Origin of the sequence: Pedobacter psychrotolerans, assembly GCF_004340665.1 — a bacterium.
Lineage (GTDB): Bacteria > Bacteroidota > Bacteroidia > Sphingobacteriales > Sphingobacteriaceae > Pedobacter > Pedobacter psychrotolerans.
Genome location: NZ_SLWO01000002.1, coordinates 121,569 through 145,994, shown reverse-complemented (window position 1 = coordinate 145,994; position 24,426 = coordinate 121,569). Strand labels below are relative to the sequence as shown.

Here is a 24,426-nt window from a genome sequence, read left to right as displayed (position 1 = left end):
TTTTCTATTGTGCTATAATTCTTTAATGGTAATGTTTTTGTACCAAACTTCATCACCATGATCTTGTAATGCTATCTTTCCTGATGTGTAAGTTCCCCAGTTTTCCCATTTAGCAAATTTGCTTCCTGCGACCAGCTTTTTCCAATTCTCATCCCATAAAGTCGTTTTCACAACCTCAACTCCATTTAAAATTAAGGTTAAATTTCCTTTTTTGCTAATAATTTCTGCCTTGTTCCAATCGCCTACTGGCTTAACTGGCTCTGATGAGCTTTTAATTAAATCGTATAAATCTCCTGAACGGTGTTTAGTGATTTTTCCGTCAGGATGACCATCATTATCCAATACCTGCATTTCTAAACCAGTAGAGTAAGTAGCATGGTATTTCGGTTCTTCGTGAACATAAAAAATTAATCCGCTATTTGCTTTTGGGGCTACTTTCCATTCATATTTCAAATGGAAATCTTTATATTCTTTATTGGTAACTAAGTCACCGCCGCCATCTGTACCTTTAGTTTTCGGATCGAGGTGTAAAGCTCCATCCTGAACCTGCCATGCGCTGCCAACGGCTGTTTTATTATACGTATGCCAGCCAGTGGTTGTTTTACCATCAAACAAAGGTTTAAAGCCTTTTTGGGCTTTAGATATTTGTGTAACTGCCAGTATGATACAGGCAGAAAGAATAAGTTTTTTCATTGTGTTTTATTTATCATCATTGCGAGGTATAAAGCATCTTATTATATTGCATGGTGCCTCGCAATGATGAGGATTTATTAAAGAATTAAGTCATTCCAGCCTTTGCGGTATTCGCGTTTTACGAACTGGTTTGCTTCATCAAAATTCGTGATTTTCATGTTGTCATTATCCCAAAGCATCTTCATATATCTGCCTGGATAAGTCACTTTACCATTTACAGTTTTCTGAATATCGAAACTTCTAATGGCTAAATTGGCCATTAATAAAGCTTCAGTTAAAGGACCAGCAATTTCGAAAGGAGAACTTACTTCCTGTTTGCCATAGCCTGCAATTGATGCTTCAACCCATTGCGCATAATGGCCGTCGGCACCACCTTTAACCCGGGCATATTTTTCTTTTACCTTAATATCTTTGTTTCTGCTGAGTGGTAATAATTTCGGGTTTGCACTATAGGTCTCCGACATCATTTTACCTTTTGTTCCGATAAATAAGGTACCATTGCCACCATCACCAAAAGTTTCGTTGGCTTCTAATTCAGCAGGGCGTTCAGGCTGAATACCGCCATCCATCCAGTGTAAAGTTACGTCACCTTTCGTTTTATCTGTTTTAGGGAATTTTAAGGTAACATGACTTGAAGGAGGACAACTTTCCGGGAAATATCCACGTTTAAATTCATCAACGTAAACTGAGCCAACACTAGCTTCAACTTCTTTAGCATATTTTAAATTTAGCACACTAAAGGGAGCTTCAATTAAATGGCAGCCCATGTCGCCAAGTGCACCTGTTCCATAATCCCACCAGCCACGCCAGTTAAAGGGCACCAATTTATCTACGTAATCTTTCTCAGGCGCTGTACCTAACCATAAGTTCCAGTCAAGCTCTTTTGGAATCTCAGCTTTTTTATCTGGCCATGGAATTCCTTGTGGCCAAACCGGGCGGTTAGTCCAGGCGTAAACCGTATGTACATCTCCGATCAATCCTGCTTCATACCATTCTTTCATTTGGCGTGGACCATCATTTGATGCACCCTGGTTACCCATTTGCGTAACCACCTTATATTTTTTTGCTGCAGCAGTTAAGATACGGGCTTCATGAATATCGTGTGTAAGTGGTTTCTGTACATAAACATGCTTACCCAGTTGCATGGCTGCTAGGGCTTGAATTGCATGATTATGATCAGGAGTAGAAATGGATACCGCATCAAAATTTTTATGTTCCTTATCGAGCATTTCGCGATAATCTTTGTAGTATTTCGCTTTTGGAAATGCTTTTACACTTGATGCAGCACGACGATCATCCACGTCGCATAAAAAGGCAATATCAGCCTTGCCGCTTTTGGCAAACATGGCAATATCACTTTGTCCTTTACCACCCACACCAATACCGGCAATGAGTAAACGGTCGCTAGGTGCAATAAATCCTGTCCCACCTAAAACATGGCGGGGAACGATCATAAATGCAGCAGCGGCGATGGCGCTGGTTTTAATAAAATCACGGCGGTTACTCGTGTTTTTATTTTCTTGCTCTGTTTTCATTAGAATAGTTTGAGGTTTAAATGACGTGCTATTTATTTCTTTTTCAATGATAAAATATACTTAACCATCAATTTAGCATCTGCAGGTTTTAATGTAGAGTGAGCTGTCATTGGCATGGTTCCCCAAACACCTGTACCACCTTTGATGATCTTGTCTGCTAAATAATTGATGTTCTTTTCTGTAGCAGGATATTTCTTTGCGATATCTACGTATGCCGGGCCGATAATTTTATTCACTTTATTATGGCAACCGATACAGTCTGATTTATTAATCAGCTTTTCGCCTGCGCTCATCTGCATCGCATGGTTTGATAATGTAGCTGTTGCTACTACCGTCTTCTCTTTCTCTAAATCTGCTTTGGTAAAAGAGGCCATAAATATAACTACAGCGCCTAAACCTAATAATGTTTTTTTCATGTGTGTGTGTGTGTTGTTTTAATAACAAGTTAAGTCTGCAAGTTTTGATGATCTAATGTAGAAAACCAGGCAGATGTAAATGTTGGTGTTGTTACTCTTATAAACCTAATATTTTTTTGTTGAAAGCGCTATCACTACCCGATGCAGCAAAATCATCAAATGCTTTATCAGTTACTTTAATAATATGATTTTTAATAAATTCTGCACCTTCACGTGCACCATCTTCCTGGTTTTTAATACAGCATTCCCATTCCATAACTGCCCAACCTTTAAAATCATATTGAGCAAGCTTACTGAATATGGTTTTAAAATCTACTTGCCCATCTCCAGGAGAGCGATACCGGCCAGCTCTATTAGCCCAGCTTTGATAACCCCCAAATGTACCTTGCTTACCAGTTGGATTAAACTCTGCATCCTTTACGTGAAAAGCTTTAATCCTTTCATGGTAAATATCGATGTATTGAATATAATCTAACTGTTGTAATACAAAGTGAGATGGATCATACAATAAGCATGCCCTGTTATGCTGATTAACAGCATCCAGAAACATTTCATAGGTTTCACCGTCGAATAAATCTTCACCAGGATGAATTTCATAGCAGACATCCACACCGCAATGATCAAATTCATTTAAAATAGGCATCCAGCGTTTTCCAAGTTCAGCAAAGCCTTCTTCTACTAAACCTGCAGGACGTTGAGGCCATGGATGAAAATATTGCCATAGTAATGAACCACTAAAAGTAGCATGCGCATTTAACCCTAAGTTTTGCGATGCCTTTGCAGCGTATTTCATTTGCTGCACTGCCCACTCTGTTCTGGCTTTTGGGTTTTTATGAAGTTCCTTTGGTGCAAAGGCATCAAATAAATCATCATAGGCAGGATGAACAGCTACCAGTTGCCCTTGCAAATGCGTAGATAGTTCAGTGATTTCCAAGCCATAAGAAGCAATTGTTCCCTTTAACTCATCAGCATAGGTTTTGCTCTCTGCAGCCTTTTGTAAATCGATAAACCGCTTATCCAAAGTAGGCATTTGGATCCCTTTAAAACCCAAACCTGCTGCCCACTTGCATATATTATCCAGTGAATTAAATGGCCCTTCGTCACTAATGAACTGAGCTAAAAATACGGCTGGTCCTTTTATTGTTGTCATGCTTATCTTAAATTTTATAATCCCACCATTTCTGATCTGATTTGCTTGAGTTTACCACATTTTCAATAAATGCCATTCCCCGGATTCCATCATCAGCTGTTGGGAAATCTAACATTTCTGGTGTCGGTTGCTCCTGATTAAGTTTTGCATTAACAGTTAATGCAAAGTTTTTGTAAATGTTGGCAAATGCTTCCAGGTATCCTTCAGGATGTCCTCCAGGTGTGCGGGTATTGTGTTTAGCGAAGCTTCCCATATATCCATTACCTGTTCTGTAGATTTGAGCTGGTGCATTAGGCCATTTAGCTATAAGCGTATTTGGCTCCATCTGGTGCCATTCTAATCCACCTTTTTCACCATATACCTTAATTTTTAATGCATTTTCTTCTCCTGCAGCAATTTGAGATGCAATAAGTACGCCATTTGAACCATTATCAAATTTTAGGAGCACGTTTCCATCATCGTCAATAGCCCTTCCAGGAACTACAATATTTAGATCTGCACAGATCTTATTAATTTTCAAACCCGAAATATATTCTGCCAAGTGCGCTGCATGCGTTCCGATATCTCCCATGCTACCGCTTTTGCCCGTTTTTGATGGATCCGTACGCCAGGCAGCCTGTGCATTTCCTTCACGTTCAGACAAGGTACTTAACCAACCCTGCGGATATTCAACAATAATTTTTCTGATAGCACCCAGCAGACCATCACTAACCATTTGCCTGGCTTGTTTAACCATTGGATAACCAGAATAGGTATGCGTTAAACAAAGGGTTAATCCTGTTTCTTCTACCTTAGCTTTTAATAATTTAGCTTCTTCTAAGGTAAGTGTCATTGGTTTTTCGATTACCACATTAAAGCCATGTTCCAAAGCCAGCATAGCCGGAGCAAAGTGAGCAAAATTAGGGGTAACAATCGTTACGAAATCTATTTTTTCATCAACAGGTAATTCACTTTCCTTTTGAATCATTTCTTCGTAACTCTTATATATTCTGTTGTCAGGGAGGAAGAGTAGTTTTCCAGATTCATAACCAACTTCCGGATTCACACTTAATGCACCTGCGGTTAGTTCAATTAAACCATCCATATTAGCTGCAAGGCGATGTACTGCTCCAATGAAGGCGTCTTTTCCACCGCCTATCATACCCATTTTTAATTTTCTTTTCATAAAATTTCAGGTTAAATCAAAAGGTTTAAGGTATATGATTTACGCTCATATACCCTAAACCTTTCAACTTTTACCTATTTAAATGTTGTTTTTCTTTAATTCTTTTACGGCATAATCTGCTGCACGAGCAGTTAAAGCCATAAATGTTAGTGACGGGTTTTGACATGCGATTGAAGGCATACAAGCACCATCTGTTACAAATACATTGTTAACTTCATGCATTTGATTCCATTTATTGAGAACTGAAGTTTTTGGATCATTACCCATTCTTGCGGTTCCCATTTCATGGATAGCCATACCTGGATAACAACCAGCATCGTAGGTTCTGATATTTTTCATGCCTGCCTTTTCCAGCATTTCTGCAGCATCATTCATCATATCTACCCGCATTTTTTTCTCATTTTCCTTATACTCGCAATCAATTGCCAATACGGGCTGGCCCCATTTATCTTTTTTGGTTTTATCAATGTAAACCCGGTTTTCGTAATAAGGTAACATCTCTCCAAAACCGCCTAGACCCATTGTCCAGTTTCCTGGTTTAGTCATTTTTTCTTTCAAGCCAGAACCGAACGATAATTCGGCCACATCACTTTGCCAGTTTGATCTGCTTGCACCACCCTGATAACCGAAACCACGAAGGTAATCGCGTTTATCATTTCCAATGTTCTGGTATCTAGGTACATAAATACCATTCGCACGGCGTCCATAAGTGTATCTGTCATCAAAACCTTCTGCATCTCCTGATGCACCGCAACGGAAATGGTGATCCATTAAGTTATGGCCTAACTGTCCACTGCCATTACCCAATCCATTTGGATGTGCATCTGAAGTTGAGTTTAATAAAATGAATGTAGAACCTAACGTAGAGCCGTTTACAAAAATGATTTTTGCATAAAACTCCATTGTTTTATTGGTTTCTGCATCAATTACCATTACACCTTTAGCTTTTTTGGTATCCTTATCGTAAATAATATGATTTACGATAGAGTATGGTCTCAACGTTAAACGTTTAGTGGCCATTGCCGCAGGTAGGGTAGAAGATTGTGTGCTGAAATATGCTCCAAACGGGCAACCACGGCTACATAAGTTACGGTATTGACAGTTACCACGACCTTTATGAGGAACTGTTAAATTAGCCACACGGCCAATCATCATGATCCTTTCGCGTTTATAATGCTCTTCGATTCTTTTTTTAACTGATTTTTCTACCACATTCAGGTCCATTGGAGGTAAAAATTCCCCATCTGGACAGGTAGACCAGTTTTCTTTAGAGCCACTGATTCCTGCGAATCGCTCTGCATAATCATACCATGGAGAAAGTTCTTTATAGCGTACAGGCCAGTCGCTGCCATGTCCGTCTTTTGCATTGTCTTCAAAGTTATGGTCACTTAAACGGTAACTCTGACGGCCCCACATTAAAGACTTCCCTCCAACATGAAAACCACGGTACCAGTCAAAACGTTTATCCTCGGTGTATGGACATTCCAAATCATTTACCCACCATTTCTCGTTGGCTTCGCTATATGGATAATCTCTTTTTTGTACTGGGTGAGTACGTTTTTGCTCTTCTGTTAATTTACCGGCATGTTCAAAATCCCATGGATTTTTCATGGCAGTTTCATAACCTGTAATGTGCTCAATGTTCATTCCTCTTTCGAGCATAAGTACACGTAAGCCCTTCTCAGTAAGTTCTTTTGCAGCCCAGCCGCCACTAATCCCCGATCCTATAACAATAGCATCGTACGTATTTTCTGCTTTTAAATTTGTATTTAAATTCATGATGTTTTGTCGTTGTAGTTGTGAAATTAGGTTGCCCAGGATTTTTGTCCAGGTTTTAGCTTGGTGTTTCCATCAAATCTGCCCGGAACGAGAACATATTCCCGTGCTTTAGTGCATCCAATTTCTGAAGAATAGTAACCTAGTAAAGTAAGGTCTCTGGCGGTAATGAAAAAGTAAACCAGATCTTTATTTTCTTCTGATTTGGTTTCTTTTTGCGCGATAGACATCAGCCTCAAATCCACCATTAATTTGGTTCGTTCAGGAACGGTTAAGGAGATGTAGTTTTTCTTATAATCTTGCATTGACTTATCCTGAAGTTGTTTAAATCCTCTGGCAAATGAGGTTTGCATTTCTTTTGGATAACAGTCTTGCATCATCATAGGAATAAATTTGCCTAAACCAGCTGCTTTAGCGCCTGCAGATGATTTTGTTGTGGGAACAATAATGTCGGCAAATTCAGCGAAAATTTTTTGATCCTGTACAGAAAAAGAAACGAAATTCTTTTCATTTTCAGGAAGCGTAAAACTTTCAAATAAAACGCCCATTGTACTTGCTGAGATGGCTCCTCCCAGTAAAAATGCAACGTTTTTGAGTGCTTCTCTTCTATGCATTGTTTTGTTATATTTATATATGGTTATGTTTGCGTTGAATAAGTAATATTAGAAAAAAAAGGCATAATAATCAAATACGAAGTCTTTAAAATAAACATAATCTATGCGATTGTTACTAGATAGAATCGTTCTAAATAGAGTTTGAATTACCGTCTTAAGCACGTTTATTATTAGTTTTTAATTACTAATTACTTCGTGTACAAACTACATTAACTAGGTGCAAATCTGTTTTTTAAAGCTGAAGGTGCCTTAAGCCTAGTGTAGAGCTAATTTTGATAAAATAAATCACGATTTAATCTATAATTTTTTTCAAATAAGCTTCCGTTTAGACTTATAGGTTTGGATGATCAATAACTTCAAATACTAAATAGCTCTTGATATTTGTTATTCATTTCAAATTTTAAAAAGTGAAAAATCATTTCAATGATTGCTTGACGGTAAAAATAATTTATAGCCCATTTGTCTCATTTTTTTACCTTTGCACATTCTCAAAAAAAATATGCAGGAAAAAATTATTGTTTTAGGCTCTAACGGGCAAATTGGTACGGAGCTGGTAACCATGTTACGTAAAATATATGGTGATGATCATGTAGTTGCCTGCGACATTCGCAGACCTGATTACGATATCAAAAACTCTGCTCCATTTGAGTTTGTAAATGTGCTGGATAAGGAAATGATTAATGGCATTTTTAAAAAGTATAAACCTACTCAGGTTTATCTTTTGGCTGCATTACTTTCTGCAACAGGAGAACAGAATCCTAAATTAGCCTGGGATTTAAATATGAATGGCCTTTTGAATGTATTGGATTTGGCCTTGGAATATCAGGTAGCTAAAGTCTACTGGCCAAGTTCTATTGCCGTTTTCGGACCAAATTCTCCTAAAGACAATACTTCGCAATATTGTGTGATGGATCCAAATACGGTTTATGGTATTAGTAAACTTGCAGGTGAGCGTTGGTGTGAGTACTATAATCAAAAATATGGTTTAGATGTTCGCAGTATTCGTTATCCGGGATTAATCAGCTGGAAGGCAGCACCGGGTGGTGGAACTACAGATTATGCCATTCATATTTTTCATGAAGCTTTAAAAAAGGGAAGTTATCAGAGCTTTTTAAGTGCTGAAACTGAACTCCCGATGATGTATATGGATGATGCCATCCGTGGGACTATTGAGTTAATGGATGCCCCAGCCGATCAGATTTCGGTACGAAGTAGTTATAATTTTAGCGGTGTAAGTTTTACACCAGAGGTTTTAGCTGCTGAAATCAGAAAACATATTCCTAATTTTACGCTAACTTACGCAGATAATGATCCTCGCCAGCAAATTGCAAACAGCTGGCCCCGTTCAATTGATGATCATTTCGCAGCGAAAGACTGGGGATGGAAACCAGAATTTGATTTAGCAAAATTGACGGCAGATATGTTAAATAATTTAAAGAAAAGCTAATAGACCAAAGCTAAAAGCTAAAAGATCAAAGTCAAAAGACTAAAGCTGAAGGAATAAGTTAAAAAATAAATAATTAGGTACAAGGTTGGTAGGCTGAAGGTTTAAGGTCTTCTATCTCCCGTCACCTATCTCAATACTAAAACATGGGAAGAGCATTCGAATTTAGAAAAGAAAGAAAATTTAAGCGTTGGGCCAAAATGGCGGTTCAGTTTACGCGGATTGGAAAAGATATTGTAATGGCCGTTAAGGAATCTGGGCCTCATCCGGAAACCAACTCACGCTTACGTACTGCCATGCAGAATGCCAAGGCGGTAAATATGCCAAAAGATAGGGTGGAAGCTGCAATCAAGCGTGCATCTGATAAATCGATGGCTAATTATGAGGAAATTGTTTATGAAGGTTATGCACCTCATGGTGTTGCGGTTTTAATTGAAACTGCTACCGATAATACCAATAGAACGGTAGCCAATGTTCGTAGCTATTTCAATAAGACTGACGGATCTTTAGGCAAAACCGGATCATTGGATTTTGTATTTAACCGAAAATCTGTTTTTCGTTTTACACCTGCTGAAGGTGTTGACCTGGAAGAACTGGAATTCGAATTAATTGACGCTGGTTTAGAAGAACTTTACGTAGAAGCTGATGAAGATGGGAATGACGTTGCAGTTGCACAGGCTGCTTTTGAAAACTTTGGTTCTCTACAAAAAGCATTGGAAGAAAAAGGAATTGAACTAAAAAGTTCAAAATTAGAGCGGATTGCCTTATCTCATCATGAAGTTACAGAAGAGCAAGCTGCTGATGTATTAAAACTGATTGATAAGCTAGAAGAGGATGATGACGTTCAGGCCGTATACCATAATATGGCTGAATAATAATTAATTGTATAGACTTTATAGGTTTTTAAAACCTATAAAGTCTGTTATCTATCTCCTATGCCCAAACAACCAGGGTAATAATCCAGGTTCTGCAAATGCGCTATCCCAACTGTTGTGGTTATCATTAGGATAAAGCGTAAATTTAACTTCATCACTAACAGTTTTTAATCTTTCGGCAATGGCGATGGAAAATGCCGGATCGACTATATCGTCCTTTCCGCCATGAAAAATCCAAAGGGGTACAGTTTGATATTTTTTAATGTTATTGGTATTGTCTCCACCACAGATTGCAAATGCGGAGGCAAAAGTTTTACGCTGTCTCCTTAGCAATTCATAAGTACCCATTCCCCCCATTGAAAGGCCGCCTACGTAAACCCGCTCCTTATCTACAAAGGGTTTTTTAAGAAAGTCTTTAACCATTCCCTGCAGGGCATGCATTGCTTTTGTTGGTCTACCACCTTCTACAAAACTAAAATTTCTCTTCCCTTTGCTATTTGTGGTGATATTCACATTCGCCCAGTAACTTTCAATAGGGCACTGTGGAAAAATGACTATGGCTGGGAAATTTTGTCTGACATCATCTCTAAGAAACAATGCGGCACCATGGGTTAATTGTTTTTCATTATCCTTTCCACTTTCGCCCCTGCCGTGCAACACGAATACTATTGGATATTTTTGTGTGGGATTAAAGTTTTCAGGGAAGAGTATTCTATAATAAATGGAATCACTTCTTTTAATAAAGCTTCCGTAATCATATTTTTTGAAATCCTGGGCATTTAAAAATGTAAAGCTGAAAAATAAAAAAATGGATAGCACAATCTTTTTCATCTGACAAAAATAAAAAACCCTGACCATTTTGCAATGAGTCAGGGTTTAGTAACAATTTGATTTCTTTATTTTAATGTAAAGGCAGCTTCTTTTACATCTCTGGAATTGGTGCCAATAAATACCTGAAAATCTCCAGGTTCAGCAACAAATTTTAGTTCTGAATTGTAAAACTTAAGGTCATTTTCTGAGATATTGAAACTAATGGTTTTGCTTTCTCCAGCTTTCAGACTCACCTTTTGGAAACCTTTCAATTCTTTAACCGGGCGGGTAATGCTACCCACCAAATCGCGGATGTACAATTGAACGACTTCTTTTCCGACGTATTTACCGGTATTGCTTAAGGTAACTGACGCCGTGATCGATTTTCCTTTTGTTAGAGTGTTAGCACTCAATTTAACATCACTATAATTAAAAGTGGTGTAGCTCAAACCAAAACCAAATGGATATAATGGATCGTTACTTACATCTAAATAATTTGATCGGAATTTTTCAAACCATTTACCTTCTGCCAACGGGCGACCAGTATTTTTGTGTGCATAATATAGCGGTACCTGGCCAACGTTTTGAGGGAAAGTAGTACTCAGTTTTCCCGAAGGATTAACTTTACCGAATAATACATCAGCAATTGAATTTCCAGCTTCACTTCCCGGGAACCAAACATTTAAGATGGCTGGAATATTTTCTTCTTCCCATTTTAATGCCAACGGACGGCCAGTGAACAATACTAAAACAATTGGTTTTCCTGTTTTGGCTAAGGCTTTAAGTAGGTTTTTTTGCGTTTCAGGAATTTGGATGTCTGTAACACTGCTACTTTCGCCTGTAAATTCAGAACCTTCGCCAAGAGTGGCAACGATAACATCAGATTTTTCGGCAACTTTTAATGCTTCTTTAATCATGTCTTCTTCACTGCGCGGATCGCGTTTGTAAGTTGGATTGTGAACATTTACATAGCGATGTTCCATGGCTGAATCAGCCAGGAAATTTGAACCACGAGCGGTTAAAATTTTAGCATCGTTACCTAAAGCATTTTTTAATCCTTGTAAAACGGTAACAGACTTATCGAACAAGGCAGCAACACTCCAGGTTCCGTACATATTCGCGGTATTATCTGCCAATGGACCAATTAAACCAATGGTGCCTGATTTTTTAAGCGGTAAAATGTTGTTGTTATTTTTAAGTAATACAAAACTTTCAGCTGAAATTTCACGTGCTACCTGACGGTTTTCTGCGTTAAATACATCTTTCTCTGCTCTTGCTGTACTTAAGAATTTATAAGGATCAGTAAATAAACCCAGTTTATATTTTGCCTGAAGTATTAAACGACAAGCCCTGTTAATTTCATTAATGCTTACTTTTTTCTCTGCCAATGATTTCTTTAATGTGCCGAGGAAACCTTCACCAACCATATCCATATCTATACCTGCATTCATCGCCAATGCTGATACGGTTTGCAAATCGCCCATACCATGTGCAATCATTTCCGGAATTCCGGTATAATCGGTCACTACGAAACCTTTGAAACCCCATTGGTTACGCAAAACATCTGTCATTAACCATTTGCTTCCGGAAGCGGGGATGCCATCAACTTCGTTAAATGAAGCCATGATGCTTGCTGCACCAGCATCTACAGCGGCTTTATAAGGAGGGAAATATTCATTATACATCCTCACTTTGCTCATATCGGTAGTATTATAATCTCTGCCGGCCTCAGCTGCTCCGTATAAGGCGTAGTGCTTTACACAAGCTAAAATCTCATTGTTGGCTTGTAATCTACCCTGATAACCTTTTACCATGGCTGCAGCAATTTTTGAACCGAGGTAAGGATCTTCTCCGCTACCTTCTGAAATTCTACCCCATCGTGGATCACGGGAAATATCAACCATAGGAGAGAAGGTCCAGTTAATACCGCTTGCACTTGCCTCAATCGCTGCAACTCTAGCTGATTTTTGAACCAGATCCATGTCCCAGATGCAACTAACACCCAATGGAATCGGGAAAACGGTGTTATAACCGTGAATCACATCCATACCAAAAAGTAGTGGAATTTTCATTCTGCTTTTTTCTACTGCAACCTTTTGTACCGCTTTGATTTTCTCTACACCTTTAATGTTGAACAAACCGCCTACTTGCCCAGCTTCGATTTTCTTGCCAATGTCGCTGCTGTTGGCTTGTCCGGTAGTAATATCTCCTGAACTGGGTAAATTCAGCTGACCAATCTTTTCATCGACCGTCATTTTAGCCATAAGATTGCTGATGAAGGCGTTCATCTTTGCCTCTTCGGACGATACTGTTTTTTTGTTTTGTGCTGATGCGTTCAGCGCAAAGGATGCTAATAAAATAATCAGGATTTTCGCTCTATTCATTATGTGTGTATTTTGTTCTTTTAAAATTTAATCTACTTTCTTTACCGCTGTTTTTTCTGAAACGCCATTTTCATTGATCGCTTCAATTGAAAAATAGTAGGCTTTCTGGCTATCCATTGCCTTAAACCAATATTCATTAAAATCATGAATCATGATACAGTTATACAGTTTATCTGGTGCTGTTCCATAATACAGGTTGTATGCAAAAGCATTGTCAACAGGTTCCCATTTAATATAGGCACTGCGTTTATCTTTTTCAGTTCTCAATACGATCAGGTTTTTTACTTCTGATGGTTTTTCGCCATTACCATTTCCGAAAACACGCAAACCACTTATAGCAAACTTTCCGGTGGGCATATGGATATTTACCATTTTGATAAACCTGGTTTTAACTGGCTTTTCTAACTCAATATAATCATGAGGAACATCGGTTTTGTTCTTACTTTTATCAACTAAGATTGTCCATTTCTTTCCATCAGTTGAAGACAGGATTTTATACTGGTGATAGATACCAATCTGTTTACCAATAAATTCAGCATCCTGATCGGCATAATTGATCTGAATGGCATTAACTGTTGATAAACTGCCTAAGTCAGTTTGAATCCATTCACCATTATTGCCTGTTTTTGCGCTCCAATAAGTTTTAATACTTTCATCAACTGCATTGTTGGCATAAAAGCTCCCTAAGGTGGAGGAAACGGTAACAGGTTTTTTATAATTGATCAACATCCAGCCTGGTCCAGCGGGGCCATTTTCTTTTCTTTCGGATGGAAGGTACAGCGGGTAGTCTCCAAATGCTGTATTCGTCCACATCACATCATCTTTGTCAAACCCTGTTGGCCAGATGCCCATCCGGCGTTCCCAGGTATTTTTTACACAAATAATGCTGGTGGAAATGTGCCAGTAATTTTTTGCATTATCCTGAAAGGTTGCCCCGTGACCTGCACCACGTGAAAACCCTCCGCCTTTATAACTTAATGGATCAGATTGTGGTGTAAACTGCGTATCGTAGAATAAGGGTTTGCTCCCTACAACCACACCATCAGAATACCCGCTAAACTCGGTGCCGGGAGCACCATATTGAAAATAATATTTGCCATTATGTTTGGTCATCCAGGCACCTTCTGAAAAGGGATCAAGAAAGGTATTATCCATGTATTCACCAAAACGTTGCCAACCATATCGCCAGCTTTCCAATAAATACATGGGGGTTCGCGTTCCTTTTGGCTTAAACGTTTTGCGATCTAACTCCACTCCATACATGGGATAGTTATTGCTACTGCCATTGTACATGTAAAATTTACCATCGTCATCGGTAAAAAAGGAAGGATCCCAACCGCCAATTTCAAGTGAATCAACTAATGGAAACCACTTATTACCTTTCGGATCGGTACTTCCCCATAAAGTAAAGTTTTTAGTGTAGGTACTTCCGAAGACCACCATGGTATCACCTACAATGCCTACGCCTGGTGCGCATAATTCATCTTTCGTTTTATTCCATGGGCGAAGAAACTTGCGTTCTTCAAATTTCCAGTTCAGCATATCCGGACTGTGCCAGTAACCCCATTGGTTGGTGCTGAAAAGGTAAAAATCACCTTTATAATTAACAATCACAGGATCGGCTGTGGCGCGGTGTTTTCCCCATTTGGTAAAATCTTCAATAGGGGTGTAGCCATAATCAACATTGATGGGATTACAATAGGTTTTTTGCTGGGCCTTAGATCCCAATGCGCTGAAAAATAATAAGATCAATAAAATATTTCTCATTTATAACGCTGCTTATTTAATTTAAAACCAGTTGCTTGTAACCGTAGATTAATTATACTATTAAAAATCTTGAATAAATGTTTAGCCATTATTCTGTTATAATTAATTAAAAATATTTATTCTTGCGCAGCTAGAGCATCCAATTGCCATTCCACTTACGCTTAATCCGGTAACATGTGTTCGGTGTTCCCAGTAAACCCACATATCATGAGCGCCACCGGTTGAGGTTAGCTTTACTGCATAAATATCTCCGTTTTCTGGAATTTGTCCAATGATTGTTCCATTCGGAGAATTTGGTGGGATAAAAAATGAATAGCTACCTCCACTGGTAGTATTTTCTAATTGTACATATACACCATCACTGGTTGAATTTGTGGCGGTTACATTTACAGTAGCGAATTTTGCTTTTATTGTTTTATGTTTAGCCTTTGGTATGGTTGTAAAACTTGAGTGAAGGATTACTAATCCCATCATTGCTGTTAAAATTAAAATTATTCTTTTCATGGTTCTAAGATTTAAGTATATGATGGCTAAACATTTATATTCAGTTTAATACTATGGCTTAAATTGAAAGTCCAATTTTGTCAACCCTTTCTGAACATCTGGGTTACTCATAAATAACTTCCATAATAAACCTGATCTGTAATTTTCAATCATTACTACTATTGGTCCCTGATCAATGCCTAAATATCTTTTTGGATACCAGTTGTCGCTTTCAGAAAAAGCATCATAAAAACCATATTTACCCCATACTTTATCACCTAAATCTTCATAAAGGTGGCGGATTACTTTCATTGATTCTTTTGGCGTATATGGAATAGAAGAGATAGCTGCAGTGGGAGAAATTACACCGAAATCTTCCTGAGGATTGTGCGCAGCATAGCCTTTTACGGAGTAACTTGCAGTTAAGCCCCAGCTGTTTTCGCCATAACCTTTAAATTTCTTTGGATTGGCCACACAATAATCGTGTATGGCAAGTGTATGATTCACATTGTTTTCCCAATAATCTGCATAGCGGTCTTTCAAACCTTTAGGATTTAAACCCAGATAAGAATAGTGTGCCCAGAATAAAGGACCAACAGCATTTTTTTGTCCCTGATATTTCAATGTGAATGGATGGCCGTAGACCTCAAAATTGGCTTTTATTGCACCATTATCGGCCCAGCCTTGATGATAAACTGCTGCGGGAACGGTATGTGTAGGCGATGATGCGGCTAAAACATACATTATCAAACATTCATTATAACCTTTAATGGGGAAGTTCATTTCCCATTTATATTCTGGCGACCAATGCCAGTAAAGTACATTTTGGTTTCCATTACGATACCAGTTAAAATCGATTCCTCTCCAAAGCTCATCTGCTTTTTTTGCCAGGGCTTTATCTTGAGCAGATCCATTTTTGTAATAAGCATCAATACAGATCAGCGCTTGGGCTACAAACGAAGTTTCCACTAAATCACCACCATTGTCTTTTTGTCCGAAAGGGCGAACTTTACCTGTTTCACCATAAATCCAATGTGGCCATGCACCATGAAAACGATCGGCTTTCGCCAGGAAATCAAGTATTTTGTTCAGCCGTTTTAAACCATCTTCTTTGGTTACGTAGCCTCTGTCAATGCCACTTAAAATAGCCATTAAACCAAAACCCGTAGCTCCGGTTGCAACTGTGCTCTTATCATTTTCAGGATAAACATTATCTTCATGAAAGCGCTCTCTTCCAGCTCCTGATGTAGGTTCGGCACCATCCCAGAAATATTGGAAGGTTTGTTTTTGAACGAGGTCTAAAAGTTGCTCATCAGAAAGATTTTTTTTGATGGTCAGCTTAGCACTATCATTAGCATTTTCTTTTTGTGCACATGATGAAAGTGAAACCAGGAGGAGCGAGAAAATTAAGATATGACGGATATGGTAAGTTTTTAACATAGCGACTTTAAAAAAAAAAGGTTGCCAGATCATCTGGCAACCTTTATCAAAATTTTTATTAGTAACCAGGATTTTGCGTTAGCAAGCCCCCGCTTAATTCAATTTCTGTTTGTGGGATTGGCCATACTTCATTTTTATTAGCCTTCCAACCTTTAACACCAAATACTTCAACACCTCTGCCTTGACGGATCACATCAAAATACCTGTCATTCTCTAAAGCTAATTCAACTTTTCTTTCGTTATATATTGCCGAACGAAGTAATGCTTTATCTGTAGTGACAACATCCGGAAGAATTCCGGATAAAGTACCTCTTGCACGAGCACGTACTTTATTTAGCGATGTTAAGGCTAAAGAAGGGTTTCCTAATTCATTTGCTGCTTCAGCATTCATAAGCAAGACATCAGCGAATCTTAACGCTCTAAAATTTTGTTGAGATCCTTGATTTCCAGCGATGAACATACTGAAAGGAACATATGACTTTTGATTATAGCCAATGTTAACTATATTGGTTTTAATAAAATCTCCTTGTGGAGTCGTTTCACCTGGGAAAAGAATAGTCGCATCTCTTCTTGGGTCACCTGTTTCAAAACCATCAATTAAGGCCTGAGAAGGTGTATTAAATCCCCAGCCTCCAGCTGGTTCTCCAGCCACACCTTGTACCTGGCTATATTGTGAATTAGATGCATCTAAATTTGTAGGATAATATTCACATTGAACCTCAAATAATGATTCTACATTATTTTCATTCTGAGTACGAAATCCCTTTTCAAAATCAGGAAATAGAGAGTAACCCATCGAAATTACCTGATTGGTTAACGATAATACATCACTCCATTTTTGTTGATACATAGCCACTTTAGCATGCATACCAAGAGCTGCGCCTTTTGTAGCTCTACCTAAATCTGAAGCACCGTAAGATGCAGGTAATGCCGCAGCAGCTTCGTTTAGATCTTTTTCGATCTGAGCATAAACTGCTGCTTTATCTGCTCGTGGGATATTATATTCAGATGCATCTGCCGGAACTTTTAATCTAAGTGGCACACCACCGTAAGCTCTGACTAATCTAAAATATGAATAAGCCCTTACAAATTTCGCTTCAGCCAGATAACGCGATTTTAAACTTTCATCCATAGAAATAGAAGGAACGTTATCTAGTACCTGGTTACAAAGATTAATATTTCTGTACTGACCAGTCCAAAAACTTTGTAAAGAACCTTCTGTAGAGGTAACAGTAAAAGTATCATATAAATTAAAGAAGGTAGCATCAACAGGTGTGCTGCCTTTATCAGCTTCGTCAGATCCAGTGCTTTCTATCGCTATAGCTGGAAAGGCCAGGTTTTCCCACGTACGTAAGTTTCCATAAATGGCGTTAACGGCTTTAGTTGCATCATCTTGGGTTTTCCAGAACTGTTGGGCAGCCTGTTGTCCTTGAGGATCTACATCTAGAAAGCTTTTTTTACAAGAAGATGCGAATACTAAGGTGGATAAAACACCAACTACACACCATTTTTGTAATTTTATGTTCATATATGTTTTCATTTTCAAATCAATTAAAAGGTTAAGTTTACACCGATATTATAGGTAGCAAACATTGGATATACATTGAGATCAATACCTGCACTGGTCGGTACTCCACCAACTTCAGGAGTAAAGCCACGGTATCCAAATAAATTAACTGCGTTTTGTGCATTTGCAAACACGCGTAATTTTTGTATTTTCCATTTGGAAGTTAATTGTTGTGGTAAATTATAACCCAATTGAATATTTCTTAACCTAATGTATGCACCACTTTCTACATAAAATGAGTTGGTTTGATTGTTATTTCCGCCAGCTAAATTTGCTGAAGGATAAGTGTTGGTAGATCCGGCACCAGTCCAGCGGTTATCATAAAACTCTTTAGTGTAGTTTTCATTACCTAACCTGTTACCTAAGTTCGCATTATATACATCTACATCAGCAACACCTTGAATGTCAAGAGTTAGATCGAAATTTTTGTATGCGAAATTTGTATTTACACCATAGGTATATTTAGGATTTGGATTTCCAAGAAAGGTTTTATCCCTTTGGTCAATAGTACCGTCTCCGTTTAGATCAGCATATTTGAAATCTCCGGGTTTAGCTCCTGATAAACCAGAAGTTGCAGCTTCTTGAGCAGTTTGTATAATGCCGGTTACCTCATAACCAAAAAATGATCCTATTGGTTGCCCAACTACAGTTCTGGTTGGTACTACTGCGTTATTTAATCCAGTACCACCAGCGTCTATTGGATTAGAGCCAGAGGTTACATTCAGAACTTTATTATTGTTGATGCCCACATTTCCACTGATAGAATAGGTTAAACCACCATCAGTTTTATCAGACCAAGTAGCAGAAAGTTCAAATCCTCTATTTCTAAAATCGGCCTGGTTGCCTAGTAACAAACTGTTAGATGTACCTAATGAACCTAAAATAGGGATATTAAAGATTGCCTGTTCTGTCTTTTTACTGTAGTAATCCGCTTCAATTGATAGTTTGTTGTTAAAGAAACCCATTTCTAAACCAATATCAGTTCCTGCACTGCGCTCCCAAAAAAGTGCTGAAGGAACAATGCTGGTTACACTTGCGCCAGTATTCGCAATCCCATTATAGAATGCTATTAAACCAGCACTTTGATCTACTGTTAATGTTGTAGGATTGATAGGTACACCTGCGTTACCTACTTTACCCCAGCTACCTCTTAACTTTAAATTGCTGAAGATCTTTTGATCTTTCATAAAATCTTCATTGGTTATTACCCAACCCGCACCAACTGAAGGAAAATATCCCCATAAATCACTTCCGCCGAAAAACTGTGATGCAGCATCTGCTCTCAATGAAGCATTCAATAAGTATTTGTTTTTAAAACCATAATTTACTCTACCAAAATAGGATGTAGCCGTATTTAATGAGCCACTATCTTCAATCTTCCTTCCATCGGCATTACCTAAACGCAGGTAAAGATCGCCTTCAGATTGATATGGAACATTCTGGGCGGTTCCTGTTGTAGTGTAAGATTTATAACGTTGTGCAGTTTGACCTGCTAATACGGTTAAACTGTGATCGTTCCACTTATTATCATAGGTTAATGTATTTTCCAAAATCCAGTTTCTTGTTTCAACCCTGCCAATAGAGAGTGTACTGATATTAGCGTTTTGTGCGGTTGTAGCCTTGTATTTTGGGGTATAATTGGTGTTTTCTTCCTGGCCGAAATCTCCACCAGCGCTGGTTTTGAACGTGAAATGTTTCGCGAATTTTAACTCTGCATAAACATTTCCGGTTATTCTGTATTTTGAAGTTCTGCTATTGTTAAAATCAAGTGTAGCCTGAGGATTCACGTTACTTCCATTTCCTAAATCTACGGTACCATTTCCAACAGGTACTTTAGTCGGATCTCCGTATGAACCATCTGCATTAAAAACCGGTAGAACCGGAGCAGCGGTATATAAAGCACGGTATATTGATGCAGGAGCATTTTTAGAGATACTAGAGCTACCTGTAACATTATATCCTATTTTAAGGTCTTTCTTTACCTGAAAATCGTTTGATAAACGTGCTGTATATCTCTTATAATTATTTGTTTTTATGATACCATCCTGATCTACATAACCCAATGAAAAATTATAACTGGATTTTTCTGTTGCACCATTAATGGAAAGCTGATGGTTTGTAATGATCGCATTTCTTAATGCCTGATCGTACCAGTCTGTACCTTCTCCAAGATTTGTATTTGTAAACAAAGGGCTGGAACCATTTATAGCATATGCTTCATTTACTACAGTTGCATATTCACTTGCATTAGTCATTTCAACCGCATTCGTTACACTTTGCACGCCAACAGTACCGTTATAGTTGATGGTAGCATTACCTGTCTTACCTTTAACAGTAGTAACCAATACCACACCATTTGCAGCACGGATACCATAAATGGATTGTGAAGAGGCATCTTTCAGAATATTAATGCTAGCAATATCTGCAGGATTCAAAAATGTAATGTCATCATACCAAACACCATCCACCACATATAATGGTCCTGTGTTACCATAAATAGTACCCGTTCCACGAATGGTAATTTGAGGCGACGATCCAGGTGTAGCGTTATTGCTGATAGAAACCCCTGCAACTTTACCTTGTAAGCCACTAATTGGATTGGTAGATGGTTGTTTTGAAATATCCTCGCCCTTAACACTGGCTACAGATCCGGTAACATCAATTTTTCTTTGTGTACCATAACCCACAACCACAACCTGCTCGAGTTGTTGAGTTGATGAAGCTAAAGCTACATTAATAGTTGTACGGTTTGCAACAACCTGCTCCTGGGCGGTGTAACCTACAAAATTGAATACTAAAGTTGCATCAGCAGGTGCGCTGATTGAATAATTTCCGTCTGCATCTGTCTGCGTTCCGCCTTGTGCTCCTTTTATAACAATGGTTACGCCTGGGAGAGATGTCTTATCACCTCCATCAGTTACCTTACCTTTGATGGTAATGTTTTGCGCAAATGCTACGTTAATGGTTAGCAAGCAAAATGCAGCGAGAACAGAAATTCTTGTAAAGATTCTTTTCATGCTATTATTAAAATTTAGTTTAATTGTTAATATAAAAGTGAGGTTGTTTCTTCGCTTGTGCAAGTGAATTTACCTCAACATCATTACACCATGAGAGCCAGATTGCTATGTGAAAGTATAGAACCAAATGCTGTTTCAGACCAAAAACGCAGTTTTTAGCTTTTTAACATTATTTTAACATTAGGCTAAGTGTGAAAAGTACACGAAGGTTTTTGTGGGGTGTAATTTTTGCTTGTGAGAGGTAATGATGTAGTCGAAAAACAAGATGTAATGTAGTTTCAGGCAAAAATTGCCAATTCATGAGATCGTTCCTAGCATTTTTTGTAAAGCCTGATCTACAATTCCATTAAGAATTCGGTAAGGTTTTTATCGTGCGGTACTTCTAATTTTTTACGTAAACGGTATCTTCGGATTTCAACTCCTCTCAAACTAATATTCAAAAGTGATGACATTTCTTTGCTGCTCATATTCATTCTTAGATATGCACAAAGTTTAAGGTCGTTAGGAACTAAATCTGGATGCTGTGCCTTTAACTTTTTGAAGAAACTTTCATGTGCTTCGTTAAAGCTATTCTCAAACAAATGCCAGTCCCGTTCATCATTCATTCCATCATTAATCACCTTTTGAATTTTACGGGTCTGATCGTCAGAAAGCTTTTTGCCATTCTCATCTTTTAACTTTGCAATCTCGTCACTTAGCTTTTGCAATAACTCATTTTTATAAACTAATGTCATGGCAGAATTGGCTAACTCCCTATTTTTAGAAGCCAGTTCTGCCTGAAGTTTTTCCGTTTGAAGCTTATTGATTTGTTTTTCATTTGCTTCGGCTTCCTTTCTTAAAATTTCATCTCGTTCAGCCTTTAACCTTGCACTTATTGCCAGACTATCCTTTTTTAGTTTTCTTTCATAGATCTTCTTTCCAAAAATTAATATCACTGCAAAAAATAAAGAATACACCAGCAATGACCAGTTATTTAAATACCATGGCCTTAAAATGGTGAATTTAAATGTAGTAACATCTGTAACGGAGGAATCATTTAACTTGGCCCGAAGTTTAAACTTATAGCTTCCACTAGCCAGATTAGTGAAATCTTTATCCGTTGCATCGCTCCACTCTGACCAATCCTTCGAGTAACCTTCTAAAAAATACTGGTATTTAACTTTCGCCTGCCTGTAATAGGGGAGGGAAAAAGAGATTCTGATATTATTTCTACGATATGGAATTTCCATATCATTTCCTGTTTCACTAAGGGTATAATATTTATCAGTAATGTCGTCAATACGTCTGATTAGTATTCTAGGAAGCTTATTTCTGGCATTTGATTGATTTTGTTGCGTATGATAAATAACAAAGCCATCATCTACACTAATCAAATAAATAGAATTACTGATTTTGCTAATGTTCTCATAATATTGAACCATTCTTCCATCCAGTAGACTAAATTGGTTAGAGTCAATTTCTATTTTGCCTGGTTCAGTAAAATTGACCAGTGATGTTTTCCCATGATTGATGAACCAGTATTTTTTTTCTCCTGCCTTGATGATGTTATTAGAGGAAGCGAAAGAACCTAATTTCTTATTTAATACCTCGTATCTGGTAAATTTATTGCTCAGTTCATCATAAGTATAGAAGCCATGGTCAGTTGAAAAGACAATTCTATTCTCTAAATTGAAAATATTAATATTGTAATTTCCCGGCAATCCATTTCTTTCATCAAAATATTTTGTCGAGACAACTTTAGTGTAATCTGAATTTAGCATGAGCTTATAAAGGCCTTTGTAGGCATGTCCGACCCAAATATCACCCTTATTGTCCTGTTCAATAAATCTTGATGGCGCATCAAAACCTGAAATCTGTGTAATAAATTTCAACCCGGTGCCAGGTGTTTTTTGATAAAGAGACAGGCCTACGTAAGTGCCCTGAATTAGGTAATTTGGATTGGAATTTAACTTTTTAATGGTCCAGCCACCACTTGTTCTGGAGATCCATTCTATCCGATCGCCTAAAACCTTAAAAGTTCCGCTATTATGGCCACAAACCAATTCATTATCAATAATGTTTAATTCCCATACCTGCCCTTGAGAGCCTTGAATCAGTTTAAAGTTTAAGTTCGATGCTGTATTTGGAGACCATTCACTATAAAATAAACCTTGATTGGTGCCGAGATAAATTTTATTATTGAAAATTATGCTGGAGTAAACTGTACCAAACTGACCCGTTTTATCAAAATAAAAATATAGTGGTGAATTTAATTCAATCCTATCAATACCATTGTCTAAACCTGCCCATAAATTTTGTTCATCATCAGCATATAAACTTAATACAGTATTATTTTGAAGTCCGCTTGATTTATTAATTTTCTGTACGATGTTGCCATTTTCATCAATAATGATTAAACCATTCAGAATCGTGCCATAGGCGTAATACTTACCGAGTAATTGAACACCATTATTAAGCTGATAAGTTTTTAGGAAAGCATTGGCAGGTGTATTTAGTGGATTGAAATTTTTTCCATCATAAATAAAAAGGCCGTTTTTGCTGGTCCCAATTAAAAGTCCACCATTTTTGTAGGGCAGTATAGATAGAATGCCCTGCTTACCCAACAGATCGCTTTGTGGTAAATAAACTAATTTATTTCCAACAAGTTCATGTAATCCGTTTTCCAAAATTTCTACAAAAAACCTTTTATTTACCTTATGGAGAAAAAGTAATGATTTTGATGATGAAATAACCGAAATTTTCTGATTTTGATAAATTAAGATTTTGGAGAATGACTGGAAAATTACCCTGTCTTGATCGATATAAATTTTCCAGATTTCATCTGTAATTTTCGATCCCTTTGGTATGAGGGAGGTGAGGGAATGGTAGGTTAATTTGTTGTTTTTGATGGCCCAGTAACCAAACTCTCCAAAACATCCGGTATAAATTTTTCCTTTATTATCTGCAGCTACAGACCTCACAATCTGACCGTTGGGCATTTTATACTTTTGCCAGTACCTTCCATCAAATGTTAGTAAACCTTCGGCATTGCCATAGTACATAATACCATGATTATCTTTAGCTATGCTCCAATTCTGATTGCCTGCCCCATAAATAGATTTAGAATAATTTTCGATATATGGAACACCTATACTTTTAATTTCGGATGAAAAAGTAGAATGGGATAACAGTAAGAATAATAAAAACAGACGTAAAACGCTAAACATATAATGGAGTGTAATTAAGCCATCGCTTTACAAAGTAAACAAAATTAGATGAACATGCAGAATCAATGACTTAATCTGATTCTT

The 24,426-nt window shown here is 37.7% G+C and carries 17 protein-coding genes; 2 read left to right on the top strand and 15 right to left on the bottom strand.

What is annotated here, in order from left to right:
- Positions 1-12 precede the first annotated feature (12 nt).
- From EV200_RS04505 to EV200_RS04475, 7 genes are all read right to left on the bottom strand, one after another.
- Complete coding sequence (locus tag EV200_RS04505; protein ID WP_132529659.1) at positions 13-693, bottom strand: 3-keto-disaccharide hydrolase; 681 nt, start codon at positions 691-693, stop codon at positions 13-15.
- 77 nt (positions 694-770) lie between these two features.
- Positions 771-2,228 (bottom strand): Gfo/Idh/MocA family protein, encoded by a 1,458-nt coding sequence (locus EV200_RS04500; protein ID WP_132529657.1) that lies wholly within the window; start codon positions 2,226-2,228, stop codon positions 771-773.
- Between the two features lie 32 nt (positions 2,229-2,260).
- Positions 2,261-2,644, bottom strand: a complete 384-nt coding sequence (locus tag EV200_RS04495; RefSeq protein ID WP_132529655.1) for a c-type cytochrome — start codon at positions 2,642-2,644, stop codon at positions 2,261-2,263.
- Between the two features lie 97 nt (positions 2,645-2,741).
- Complete coding sequence (locus tag EV200_RS04490) at positions 2,742-3,794, bottom strand: sugar phosphate isomerase/epimerase family protein (RefSeq protein ID WP_132529653.1); 1,053 nt, start codon at positions 3,792-3,794, stop codon at positions 2,742-2,744.
- A 7-nt stretch (positions 3,795-3,801) separates the two neighbouring features.
- Positions 3,802-4,959: a Gfo/Idh/MocA family protein gene (locus tag EV200_RS04485; RefSeq protein ID WP_132529651.1), complete on the bottom strand. Its 1,158-nt coding sequence runs from the start codon at positions 4,957-4,959 to the stop codon at positions 3,802-3,804.
- Positions 4,960-5,037: 78 nt separating this feature from the next.
- Positions 5,038-6,738 (bottom strand): GMC oxidoreductase, encoded by a 1,701-nt coding sequence (locus tag EV200_RS04480; RefSeq protein WP_188754103.1) that lies wholly within the window; start codon positions 6,736-6,738, stop codon positions 5,038-5,040.
- 26 nt (positions 6,739-6,764) lie between these two features.
- On the bottom strand, positions 6,765-7,349 hold the full coding sequence (locus EV200_RS04475; protein WP_132529647.1) for a gluconate 2-dehydrogenase subunit 3 family protein: 585 nt from the start codon (positions 7,347-7,349) through the stop codon (positions 6,765-6,767).
- Between the two features lie 499 nt (positions 7,350-7,848).
- Between EV200_RS04475 and EV200_RS04470 the strand changes: the two genes are divergently transcribed.
- Positions 7,849-8,796 carry an NAD-dependent epimerase/dehydratase family protein gene (locus EV200_RS04470; RefSeq protein ID WP_132529645.1) on the top strand — a complete coding sequence of 316 codons (948 nt, stop codon included), beginning with the start codon at positions 7,849-7,851 and terminating at the stop codon, positions 8,794-8,796.
- A gap of 143 nt (positions 8,797-8,939) precedes the next feature.
- On the top strand, positions 8,940-9,668 hold the full coding sequence (locus EV200_RS04465; RefSeq protein WP_132529643.1) for a YebC/PmpR family DNA-binding transcriptional regulator: 729 nt from the start codon (positions 8,940-8,942) through the stop codon (positions 9,666-9,668).
- A gap of 51 nt (positions 9,669-9,719) precedes the next feature.
- Here the strand turns inward: EV200_RS04465 and EV200_RS04460 are convergent, their stop codons facing one another.
- The 8 genes from EV200_RS04460 to EV200_RS04425 all read right to left on the bottom strand — a co-directional run bounded on the left by EV200_RS04460 (position 9,720) and on the right by EV200_RS04425 (position 24,342).
- Entirely contained in the window at positions 9,720-10,499 is a 780-nt protein-coding gene (locus EV200_RS04460; protein WP_132529641.1) for a carboxylesterase family protein, read from the bottom strand.
- A 65-nt stretch (positions 10,500-10,564) separates the two neighbouring features.
- Positions 10,565-12,862 carry a beta-glucosidase BglX gene (gene bglX / locus EV200_RS04455; RefSeq protein ID WP_132529639.1) on the bottom strand — a complete coding sequence of 766 codons (2,298 nt, stop codon included), beginning with the start codon at positions 12,860-12,862 and terminating at the stop codon, positions 10,565-10,567.
- 27 nt (positions 12,863-12,889) lie between these two features.
- A complete protein-coding gene (locus EV200_RS04450) occupies positions 12,890-14,629 on the bottom strand; it encodes a family 43 glycosylhydrolase (RefSeq protein WP_132529637.1) in 1,740 nt (579 codons plus the stop codon).
- Positions 14,630-14,731: 102 nt separating this feature from the next.
- Positions 14,732-15,133, bottom strand: a complete 402-nt coding sequence (locus tag EV200_RS04445; protein ID WP_132529635.1) for a hypothetical protein — start codon at positions 15,131-15,133, stop codon at positions 14,732-14,734.
- Positions 15,134-15,184: 51 nt separating this feature from the next.
- Positions 15,185-16,552 carry a glucoamylase family protein gene (locus tag EV200_RS04440; protein ID WP_132529633.1) on the bottom strand — a complete coding sequence of 456 codons (1,368 nt, stop codon included), beginning with the start codon at positions 16,550-16,552 and terminating at the stop codon, positions 15,185-15,187.
- Between the two features lie 58 nt (positions 16,553-16,610).
- Complete coding sequence (locus EV200_RS04435; RefSeq protein WP_208864504.1) at positions 16,611-18,080, bottom strand: RagB/SusD family nutrient uptake outer membrane protein; 1,470 nt, start codon at positions 18,078-18,080, stop codon at positions 16,611-16,613.
- A gap of 23 nt (positions 18,081-18,103) precedes the next feature.
- A complete protein-coding gene (locus EV200_RS04430; RefSeq protein WP_132529629.1) occupies positions 18,104-21,136 on the bottom strand; it encodes a SusC/RagA family TonB-linked outer membrane protein in 3,033 nt (1,010 codons plus the stop codon).
- A 335-nt stretch (positions 21,137-21,471) separates the two neighbouring features.
- Positions 21,472-24,342, bottom strand: a complete 2,871-nt coding sequence (locus EV200_RS04425; RefSeq protein ID WP_132529627.1) for a triple tyrosine motif-containing protein — start codon at positions 24,340-24,342, stop codon at positions 21,472-21,474.
- Between the last annotated feature and the right edge of the window lie 84 nt (positions 24,343-24,426).